This window comes from Rhizobium sp. CSW-27, assembly GCF_018760785.1.
Taxonomy (GTDB): domain Bacteria; phylum Pseudomonadota; class Alphaproteobacteria; order Rhizobiales; family Rhizobiaceae; genus Neorhizobium.
The window spans coordinates 1-8,295 of record NZ_JAHHZO010000034.1 but is presented as its reverse complement, the minus strand read 5'-3'; the positions used below and the strand labels follow the sequence as shown (position 1 = coordinate 8,295).

The 8,295-nt window shown below is 32.1% G+C and carries 8 protein-coding genes; 1 reads left to right on the top strand and 7 read right to left on the bottom strand.

The genetic code is table 11. The annotated features are described in order from the left end of the window. Window positions 1-468 (bottom strand): short chain dehydrogenase (locus KLP42_RS27450; protein WP_215571103.1); only part of this gene is annotated, 468 nt, incomplete at its 3' end. A gap of 401 nt (window positions 469-869) precedes the next feature. Between KLP42_RS27450 and KLP42_RS27445 the strand changes: the two genes are divergently transcribed. Further along, window positions 870-1,388, top strand: a complete 519-nt coding sequence (locus tag KLP42_RS27445) for a hypothetical protein (RefSeq protein WP_000638665.1) — start codon at window positions 870-872, stop codon at window positions 1,386-1,388. Window positions 1,389-1,664: 276 nt separating this feature from the next. Here the strand turns inward: KLP42_RS27445 and KLP42_RS27440 are convergent, their stop codons facing one another. The 6 genes from KLP42_RS27440 to KLP42_RS27415 all read right to left on the bottom strand — a co-directional run. Further along, on the bottom strand, window positions 1,665-2,528 hold the full coding sequence (locus KLP42_RS27440) for a replication initiation protein (RefSeq protein WP_000012420.1): 864 nt from the start codon (window positions 2,526-2,528) through the stop codon (window positions 1,665-1,667). A gap of 754 nt (window positions 2,529-3,282) precedes the next feature. Continuing rightward, window positions 3,283-3,777: a hypothetical protein gene (locus tag KLP42_RS27435; protein WP_000192397.1), complete on the bottom strand. Its 495-nt coding sequence runs from the start codon at window positions 3,775-3,777 to the stop codon at window positions 3,283-3,285. Window positions 3,778-3,790: 13 nt separating this feature from the next. Further along, window positions 3,791-4,801: a relaxase/mobilization nuclease domain-containing protein gene (locus KLP42_RS27430; protein WP_215571102.1), complete on the bottom strand. Its 1,011-nt coding sequence runs from the start codon at window positions 4,799-4,801 to the stop codon at window positions 3,791-3,793. Then, window positions 4,783-5,166, bottom strand: a complete 384-nt coding sequence (locus tag KLP42_RS27425; protein WP_000003401.1) for a plasmid mobilization protein — start codon at window positions 5,164-5,166, stop codon at window positions 4,783-4,785. The genes KLP42_RS27430 and KLP42_RS27425 overlap by 19 nt, the downstream gene beginning before the upstream one ends. A 221-nt stretch (window positions 5,167-5,387) precedes the next feature. Further along, window positions 5,388-7,112 carry an FAD-dependent oxidoreductase gene (locus tag KLP42_RS27420; protein WP_215571101.1) on the bottom strand — a complete coding sequence of 575 codons (1,725 nt, stop codon included), beginning with the start codon at window positions 7,110-7,112 and terminating at the stop codon, window positions 5,388-5,390. Then, window positions 7,109-8,295 (bottom strand): FAD-dependent oxidoreductase (locus KLP42_RS27415; protein ID WP_002502819.1); only part of this gene is annotated, 1,187 nt, incomplete at its 5' end. The genes KLP42_RS27415 and KLP42_RS27420, both read right to left, overlap by 4 nt.

The following is an 8,295-nucleotide window of genomic DNA, read 5'->3' as shown; positions in this document are numbered from 1 at the left end:
ATTAGGACTTACATTGTTAATTCTTAAACCATTTTTTAATTCTATAGCTGCTGATGTAACAAATCCTGCAACACCGCCATTTGCCATAGCTGCTGAAGAACCTAATAGAATAGGATCATCCATCATAATTCCGGAAGTTAAAGTAAAGCTACCGTTTTTATTTAAATAGTGTTGACCTATTAAAACAAGGTTTATTTGTCCTAATAATTTACTTTTTATAGCTACATTATTTTCTTCTAAACTAATATCTGATAGAGATTTGAAAGTTGCGCCTCCTGTAGCGCTAACAACAGCATCTATATCTTTAATATCTTTATACATTTGTTCTACTTCTGTTGGAGAGGTAATATCTAATTGATAGTCACCAGATTTACTGCCAACTTCAATAACTTCATGATTATTTTCTTTAAGTTTCTTAGATACACTTTTACCTATTGTGCCAGTAGCACCAATAACTACTATTTTCATTGTAATCCTCCTAATAAATACTGTTATTTTTGTAAGTTTTTTAGCAAAAATGAATATATTCGAAAGTTTACTATTAACACTTACATACTTAATGTAACATATACATTTATGAATTTATTCTGTAAAACATAGTATATTCAAGTAATGTTAATATTAAATAAGCTTATACATAGAATATACAAATTAACTACCCATAAGAACTAATTATGTCAACCAACTAAAAAGGGACAAACGCCGTCATTTCAGCGTTTGTCCCTTCGTTTTTGGATTATCGATTATACAACTTTCATACAGTCCCACAACCACACGTTTTCATGCATTTTCATCAATAACACTTTTGTATCTTTATTCAGTGTGAACTTAAAATATATGGCATAATATTTAATGAAAGGTGGAAAAATATGATTTATGATATTTCCGAAAGATTAAAAAAATATACAGAGTCACATGACCAAAAAGAAAACTTATTTCACTTTGGTATGTATGTAGCTTTAACATCATTAGCTGGTACTATAATTTATATGTTTAGTAGCACAGCCATTTGGATTACGCCCCTGAATATGTCTGTTGCAAGCTTTTTAATATTACTTATGGGTATGTATAAAAGAAAAGATAAAAGAGCATTTCTATTGTTTTATATGCATGGTACACAAAAAAAAGAGATTATTAAGAGCTTAACATGCGGAATTATATCTTTACTTGTTGGTTTTGCGACATTTAATTTACTTAAGTGGTTTAATCTTAGTTATAAAATAAATTATAATATATTAGCCATTTTTAAAAATTCCTTCCATTTTCTTTTAGAATTTCTTTTTACAATGTGGACTATGTTTTTTTTAACAATAGCAATGGGTTTAATATTAAAACCTATTGCTTTATTGATAGTTAAAAGAGTAATGGATGTTAGAAAAGATTTATAGATTGTCAGTTTAATAATAAGTTTTAGTATATTATAATTAGAACGCACTTCCGTGCACAAAGGAGGTGTTGTATATGCTAGTCGCGATTTCATTTGTTGCAAGTTTTATCGTATCAGTTATAGCTGGTATAGTTGCGAACTATATTTCAGACAAACTGAATAGATAAAATTAAAACCCCACAAAGCTTTGGCAGGCTGTGGGGGTTTTTGTATATGCTAGTTCGCAATTCATTTGTTACTTTAAGTATATCTTTCATACTATCTTTTGTAAACTTTTCTATTCTTCCCAATCAACTTGAAGTTGTTTTAAAAATGCCTCTCGTTCTTTTTCTAATTGCGGATCATACTCATTTTGTGTTGGTTTTTCATATGTGCGTTCTTCCAACCATTTTGGCGTTTTTTCACGACTGATATATTGTTGTGACTTACCTATATTCGCCATTTGTGGCTGTCGTTTACTGTGAATGCGTTTTTCAGCGTCAAAAGTAAACTCTAACCACTCAATCTTACGTCCTTTTTTTGCTTTTATTTTATTGATATTGAGATTACTAAATATTGGAGAAAGCTCCTTGATAATCGGTGTTAAAACAAATTGATTAATATTAGACATTCTATACGATTCTGGAATATCTAGTCTTTCTCTAAAGTCTTCAATTTTAATCTTCATATAGCCAGTATGTTTATATTGTTTAAGTAATCTAAACATATTTTTTGAGTAGGTAGATTTAAGGTGTGTCATCTCTTTTAATTCGAATTTAGTAAAATTATCCGTAATTGAATTTAAGATGTATTTTAAGTCGGGAGAAGTAGCAATTTCTAAATATTTTTCGGATATATCTATTTCATACTTATAAAATAAGACAAATTTTTTAATTTTTGTTTCAGTTCTAATAGTATATCTGATATCTAACATTTTGTCGTAAACTCTTTGGAGATCATCTACAAACCTGTTAATGTTACGTGTTTCAGGACTGTAATTACTTAATTCTTTGAGTTCGTCAAAAGACAAATGGAGTGTATTAGTATCTTGTTCTTTGAGTTTATTACACATAGCAAAGAACAAATTAATTTCAGTAGCAGTAAAGCGTCTTAAAGGGACTAAATTCATTTCATTTTTATAAATAACAGTTTCTCCACTCATATATTAACTATCCTTTCATTAAAGGCATAAAAAAAATAAAACCATGCCTTTAATATTATGAAAAATTATGTATTAAAGCTTGTTTACACAATAACATAGAGTAAAAGGCATAACAATTATAAAACTATGCCTTTAATGTGGCAAAACTATGCCTTTAATGTGGCAAAACTATGCCTTTAATGTGGCAAAACTATGCCTTTAATGTGGCAAAACTATGCCTTTAATATGGCAAAACTGTTGTCACTCTAGGGTTCAAATGCCTCCTAAAAAGGTTTTAAAAAGATTTATAAAAAGATATTAAAAAGTTCGGGGCAATTTGCCCCTCACAAATTCAAAAGACAAAAAGGAAACCAACCACATTTGTGGTTGGTTTTTATTATTTAAAAAAGCAATAAGTGATATAACTTTAATGCATTATTCCAATTGCTTTATTGACATTGAGCCTCGGAACCCTTAATAAACCCTAAAACTGTCGACTCGTCGGTTTCATAGCTCACGCTATACCGACATTCGTCGAAACAGTTTAATTAAGGGTTCTTCTCAATGCTCAATAAATTTTCTCGGCATAATGGCGTGTGTTACCTTTTATTTCTCTTTTCTGAATAAGGTAAATAAAAGATGATAAACAAAGCACATGCAATGGCTATAAAAGCACCTAAAAAGACCAATTGAGTTTCTCCTTTTCATTTCTAAGCTATTTTAAGCTTGATATCGCTTCTTCATTAAACAAAATGTATTTTCTATCTGTTTGGTATTAAAGACGCTCATATGCCTTTAAAATGACATACATAAGTCCTCCAAATAAAACATAAGGTACAAGATAGAAAATAAGCATGAAATAACGCCATGCTGAATGGCCTGTTTTCATGACATAGTTCAACCATTCGTAAAAATGTTGCACACCTAACCAGTCACCTAACGGACTGAGTGCTAAAAAAGCAATCATGACTAAGGCAACGATAAAAAACATCGCTGTGATGCCTTTGGTTAAACGTTGTATCACTTGATCATATTGTTTAACAGCTGTTTCGTTGTGCTTGATACGTTCATCTATCATTTTTTTATAATCATTATTTTCTTGTCGAAGTTCGGCTTGGTTAGTTTGTAACTGTTCCATCGCTTTATGCGTGTCTGCTTTCACATCTTCCAATTCTTCTTGTATCGCCGTTTGAAAATCTTGCTTTAAATTATCGTTATTAATCCGTTCAATATAATGTTTCGCTACACTGATGAAACGTTTTTGTGTCATTTCAGTCGCTTGATTAAAGTTCGAGGCCGTGGTCTCGATCGTCGTTAATAATTCGTTGTGACGCTTGTTTCGCTCGTGCTCTCTCTTCTCGATCTCTTCGAGCCTTTTCATCAACAAGTCTTGCTGACTCTGCAGCTTGTCGGCGACGCTCAAGCTCATTTGTGTCTTGGGCGAATTGTTCCCAATCTGCTTGAGTGACGCCTGTATCTCGTTCAGTTGCTTCATCACGACTTGAAGTTGGTCGTTTGGGCTGGAATTCGGTGTCTGAGTCTCGTTCTTGTTGTTTTCGTCGTTGAATTTGTCTTTCAAAGCCATCTTCGATCCCTCCTTTATTGTAATCTTCGCCGAGTTTACGTCCACGGACCTTTTTATCTTCGGCTAAGTGTCGATAGGTAATGCTTTTGGGTGTGACTCGTTCAATTTCAATACCATGTTGGTTTAAATGGTCTTTGAATTCATCCATATTGGTGGCTTGTGATTGGTCTATCGCCTCTCTAATCTCATCTTTCCATGAATATTGGGCAGTTGATTTCGTATTAGGGTCAGCAATCGCTTTTTCTGTCTGCGTATAACGTAAGCGTGCTGTGTCCTTTTCTGGCACGCTTAAACCATGTTCTATGCAAACCTCATCATTGAAATTTCTAACATTACGTAACGCTTGTTTATTGTTATTGAATTTCTTACCTGTCTCGAGGTCAATTGAATTAATGACAATATGATTGTGTACATGGTCTGTATCGGCATGCGTATAGACCGCCACTTGATGATTCGGTGCGAGCTTTTCAGCGAGTGCTAAGCCTAATTGATTACATTGTTCGGGCGTGACTTCGCCAGGTTTAAACGATTGGATTATGACATGTCCTTGATTGCCATCGGTTTTACCATATAATTCACGTGAAGCTTTGAAACTCGATTTGGCATAGTCGACATCACAATTTAAACCACTTTTCTCTACGGCTCGTTTCTCAGCGTAATTAATGGCACGTGACGTTGATTTAGTCGCACTTAATTTAGTTGTTGCCATATCTCATCAAGCCTTTCACGTAATTCACTGATATTGCGTTCTAATGCTTCATAGTTCGGTGCTTCATGTTGATGTTGGTTGCAATATTTGGCAATCTGATTGGCATTTGCGCCCAACATACTCAAATCTTTGGCTATCGATTGTCGCGTTGCTTGATCCAATTTTGGTGCGACCAATCGACTGCCCTGTGCCTTTTTCTTAACGAAAGCAGGCACACTCATATTTAAAGTTTCAGCTGATTGTTGTAACTTTAAATATTCGGATTCGCTCACACGAAAACTGATTTGTTTCGGCTCCTTACGGTTGGGTTTATGGTTTCGCCCAACAGTTTCGTCGCTAGCCACAAATGTGTTTTGTTCGCTCATTATTCCCACCACGCTTTCTTCGAAAGATAACTCCTTAATATAATTTTACTTTACAGGGTAAAGCAAAATTAATCAAGTCGTTAAGTGGTTTGGCAAGCATTGGCTTTGATAGCCACTGACGTGGCAGACGCGCCAGCTTGTTGGGGATAATCCCCAAGCCCCTTAGGATTTTTTCTAACGAAAAAATAGTGGCTAATTTATAGCCACTATAAACAAGAAAATCACCATCCTAAATAGTAATCACTATCCAACCATTCGGGTCTTTCTAATCCAAAATGTTCTTGTAACATTTTTTCTGCTGTTTTGAAAGCTCCTTCTGTCCAACCTTGATCAGATGAATATGCTTCTCCTACAATATAAATATTTTCGTATTCGTAGGGTTTTCTTATTAATTTCATTGTTTTTTGAACATCTATGCCAGTATGCCAGGCATGATATCCTCCACCAAATGGATCTTTAGACCAATCTTTTACACGACTGGCATAGGGTTTTGGAATTTTAATATCATGAAGTTCTTCTAATTGATTTATTGATTCTTCAACCATAACATTAGTGACTTCGTCACTATATTTTTCATTGAACAATTCTAAATTATTATTTTTGCTTTTTATTTCATCGTGTTGAATAAATTTATTATCATTGGATCTAATCATAGATTTCCAGAAATTAACAGTTCTCATATCATTATAGCTTGCTAATAAAAGTGAATGTTGATTATCTTCATCTACACCAAAGTAGTAACATTGTCGCATTGGCAAATCGGTAGTAGATTTGCCATAGTAAGAGTTTAAACATTCTCTCCACCATGGATATTCAAAACCTAATAGTAGTTTTAACGAAGGTTCTGCATATACGGTATCTATTAATTTGCTAACCTTTGAATGTGAAGCATCTTTAAAAAAGAAATTATCTTGATCTAATAATTCCAGTGATCTTTTTGGCATAGCTAATATAATTTCTCTTGTTTTTACTTTCTTTGTTTTTGTTGTATTTACATTAACTAGTTCTAATTCGTAGCTTTCTTTATCTTTAGAGAAAGTTTTTAGTTCAGAGTTTAAATATAATGTTACGTTATCATTTTCAGAGACTCTTTTAGCTAAAGAATAAGCAAGTTGATCATAACCCTCATCTATTGTTTTATATTCTACTCCATCAGTAAAATCTCCAACAATATATGAGAATGCCTCTGAAGAATTCCAACTTAATGTATTAGAGTAATACGAACCTGCATTAGCTAAAAATTCATACCCTTCATTACCTAATTGATCTTTGAGCAAATTCCAAAATCCAATATCATACAATTTCATTTGGTTATAGGGGCTGTTATCTTTGTAATATATTAAATTGCGCTTTATATTGTCCCAATCTTCACTGCTTAATTTAAAACTATAGTTATAATCGTCTTGCTTTTCTATTTTATTATTGTAACTATCATTAAACCAAGGATCATTTAAACATACCTCAGCAATAACTTTGTTAAATAACTGATCTGGGTGATAGCCTTGAAGTTGTTCTGACATAAAATATCTGGTATAAAATTTATCTTGCTTTTTTTGATTTTTTTCCCACTCATTTTCTTTAAAACGTTGACCTCTTAGATAGAAAGTATGGCTTGAGGTTTCTCCAGTTTCAAATTTTTTATTTTTTAATTTAAATATATTCTCTATTAGAGAAGTTGTTATTTTTTGACTTGTTAGATATCTCATTCCACCCAATTCGCCAGTAACATTTGATTCAGGCAGTACAATTGATTCTAATCGTCCACCAATTTTATCATTTAAATCAAATATACCTATTTTTTTGTTATTATATCTATCATCTTCTAGAAATCGATATGCACTATAAATCCCCGATACTCCTGCTCCAACAATTGCAATATCTATATCTAGGTCGTCATTAATTCCATTTATATAATTAATATCATTCATTGTTATTTTAGAAGTCATTTTAAATCCTCACTTTCAATTTTAAAATGACTAATATTATAGTCTGTACGTCCATTTATTAATAGCTGACTACAAATCTTTCCAAAAGTAGGTGCGAATTTAGCAACCCAACCTCCAGTTTGTACAACAACATTTTTATCATCAGTTATAAAATCTAAATATAATAATTTATTTTTATTTTTAGGTAATCCTAACATACAAGTGCTTTTGAATTTAGCATTACTATCTAAATCAGTCATGTGGTTCTTAACCCATTCTTCAGTCTCTTTGAAATCTTCAGAAGTTGGTTTTTTTCTTTCAGATGGAGAATCATATATTGCAAATGGATAATCAGGAGCCACTCTAATATAATTTTTGTATTTCCAATCCAATTCTGGGAAGCCATAATATAAATTACTATTTTCGTCATTTGGTTGTTGAAAAGCAAACCAAGTAGGATAGTCAATATTAGGATTTGTTTTTTCAAAGTATGCTGAAACCATATCCCAAATATCTAATTTTATTTGCTTATCAAAATATTTTGTAATGTCATTTACATATGCTCCAGTAGACACAAGTATTTTTTCTGTTGTGAATTCATGTTCTCCTGTTTGAATAGTATATTTTCCATTTTCTTTTTTAATATCTAATACAGGAGTGTTTTCTAACATTTGAACGCCAGCTATAGAAGCTTGACTATAAAAAGTTTTTAATGTTTCTGGTAAGTTTATAGCACCACCATCTTTTTGATAAAAGCCGACATAATCATCTGGAAGATTTTTAAATTGATACCAATTTTCAATTTGTGTTTTATTCAAATTGGAATATGGAACTCCTGTTTTATCCATTGTTTTTTCAGCTGGGTTTATACCACCTTCTGTAGTTGGAAGTTTAGGGTCTCCGAACCATAAACTACCTACATGTTCAATTAAACTATTAGTTGTAAATTGTTGAAGTTTTTGCCAGTCTGGAATAGATTGTATTACTAATTCAGTCATATATTTTTCAGTATATTGATATCTAAATTGTCGAGTACTGCCTGCACTACTGCCTTTATCGTTAAAAAATTTATTTTTTTCTAGAACTAAAATATCTTCCCCTTTGACAGTAGAATAGCCATTATAATTTGTCACTAAGTTATAAGCTGTTGATAGACCTACTAAACCGCCACCGATAATTATCAATTTATAATTTTTCTTCATTC

Excerpts from the sequence above, each read along its gene's own strand:
- KLP42_RS27435 (WP_000192397.1), bottom strand. The coding sequence starts at position 3,777 with ATGACACAAAAACGTTTCATCAGTGTAGCGAAACATTATATTGAACGG.
- KLP42_RS27445 (WP_000638665.1), top strand. The coding sequence starts at position 870 with ATGATTTATGATATTTCCGAAAGATTAAAAAAATATACAGAGTCACAT.
- KLP42_RS27430 (WP_215571102.1), bottom strand. The coding sequence starts at position 4,801 with ATGGCAACAACTAAATTAAGTGCGACTAAATCAACGTCACGTGCCATT.
- KLP42_RS27420 (WP_215571101.1), bottom strand. The coding sequence starts at position 7,112 with ATGACTTCTAAAATAACAATGAATGATATTAATTATATAAATGGAATT.
- KLP42_RS27425 (WP_000003401.1), bottom strand. The coding sequence starts at position 5,166 with ATGAGCGAACAAAACACATTTGTGGCTAGCGACGAAACTGTTGGGCGA.
- KLP42_RS27440 (WP_000012420.1), bottom strand. The coding sequence starts at position 2,528 with ATGAGTGGAGAAACTGTTATTTATAAAAATGAAATGAATTTAGTCCCT.